Source organism: Paraburkholderia madseniana (assembly GCF_009690905.1).
GTDB lineage: Bacteria > Pseudomonadota > Gammaproteobacteria > Burkholderiales > Burkholderiaceae > Paraburkholderia > Paraburkholderia madseniana.
The window spans coordinates 1-1,696 of record NZ_VOSW01000257.1; the positions used below are offsets into that span (position 1 = coordinate 1).

Sequence of the window (1,696 nt, forward strand, 5' to 3'; positions counted from 1 at the left end):
TCGTTTCGCTTTCTTTCTTCTCTTCTTTCGTGGTTTGCCGGGCGCGGAGCGCCCGGCCCCCGGCGACTTTCAACTTTTCCGCAACTCACACTTCGGCTGGCGCATCAGCGGACTTTCGCAAGCCGCCCAGAATCAGTTCCTTTACGCGCTCTGCTCGCCACGCCTTGACCCGGCGCTGTAGCGTTCGTATTTGTGCCTGACTTGCGTATGCTTCTGGAAACATCGCGGCCAGCCGATCCATCAATACGTTGGCCGGCACCGAGGGCTCGGCAATCAGCCATCCTTCGATTAGCGGCCACGCGTCGGCGAACGGATCCACCCGACTTCTCCACCAGTGCTTTGCCTTGGGTTGCTTTCGGTGCGTTGGACGTGCCTCACCTTCCTTCCATGCTGAAGAAAGGCTGGCGAGGAAGACGGCAACGTCTGATTCGCCAGCCGGCGCTGCTTCAGCACGCACGCCGTGGGCTGCGAAGTCGCTCAATGTCTGCTGAGCCGATCGCATCTCCTGCAGCAGCCGCACAGGATCGAGGCCTTTGAACTGTGCCTTCAGTTTCTCTTTGATAGCGGGTTCGACGCTGTCGTGTGCCAGAAGCCGGTCGCACGGCGTCGCCGGCGCTAAATAGACCTTGTGTACGCGCGCGCCGTCACGCGTCTTGGACTTCAGCTTGAACGAAGGCTGGAAGAAGTTAATGTATAGCCGCGATGACGCGTACAGCTGCGCCAGCGCGTTCCTGGCATCGACACCGCTCAACCGGCCATAACCGACCAGCCGCCGCACGACGGCGCCGTTCTTCTGCTCCACCCAGGCCTGATCGTTCTTCTTGTAGGCCCTCGAGCGCGTCTGCACAAGACCGCGGCCCTTGCAGTAGTCGAGGACGCTCTGGTTCATGAACGCACTGTCATTATCCGAGTCCACTCCAAGCATCGCGAATGGCAGATCGGTAGCCGCTTTCTCAAATCCTTCAATCACCAGCATCTGGTTACGTACTCGCATGGCCACACATTCTGTCCAGCCGCTGGCGATATCAGTCAGCGTGAGGGTGTGGACGAACTCACCGTCTATCTTCGAGCCGCCGCAGTGTTCGACCATGTCGATCTCGAAGAAGCCCGGTGGTGGATCGCGCCAGTCGGCGAAGGTACGCACCGGAATGCTGCGCCGGATGGCCGAGCCCACCCCCGTGCGCCGTTTGCGCTGCCCATCGATATGCGCACGCGCATTGGCCAGCATGCGATCGATGGTCGCCGCGCTGACCTGAAGGAGTTTGGCCTTGACGACCGGATCCAGGTCGAGATGGCCGTGCCGCTCCATGGCATCAACCAGTTTCGGGATCAACGCCTTCAGTCGCTTGCCGCAAACCCTGTCGGCTGCTTCCCACAACACCGTCAGCGCCTGGCGTACCGCCTCGTCGTATAGCCGGTTGCGCTCGCGCGTCTCCTTTGCCGCGCCGGGCTGCTCCCGCAGCAGCCGGATGGCGTGCTTGCGGTGATACCCGGTCAGCGCCACGAACTCGTCGAGAATCCGGATCCGGTCACCGAACGTCGCGCTGCCATACCGCAATTGCAATGCTGTCACCAACTCCTTGCGTGTCGTCATGCTGATTTGCCTCGTCACCTCGTGCTGCTCCTGCCGGACAATCCGGCTGGTAGCAAACTACGTGAGGCAACAGGTCAGCACGAGTTGCAATTCAGATGAGTC

The 1,696-nt window shown here is 60.9% G+C and carries 1 protein-coding gene; it reads right to left on the reverse strand.

Annotated elements, in window-relative coordinates; genetic code table 11:
* Window positions 1-85: 85 nt before the first annotated feature.
* The gene (locus FSO04_RS45675) at window positions 86-1,594 is read right to left on the reverse strand and encodes an integrase catalytic domain-containing protein (RefSeq protein ID WP_154567993.1); all 1,509 of its coding nucleotides are present in this window, start codon (window positions 1,592-1,594) and stop codon (window positions 86-88) included.
* Between the last annotated feature and the right edge of the window lie 102 nt (window positions 1,595-1,696).

Excerpts from the sequence above, each read along its gene's own strand:
- FSO04_RS45675 (WP_154567993.1), bottom strand. The coding sequence starts at position 1,594 with ATGACGACACGCAAGGAGTTGGTGACAGCATTGCAATTGCGGTATGGC.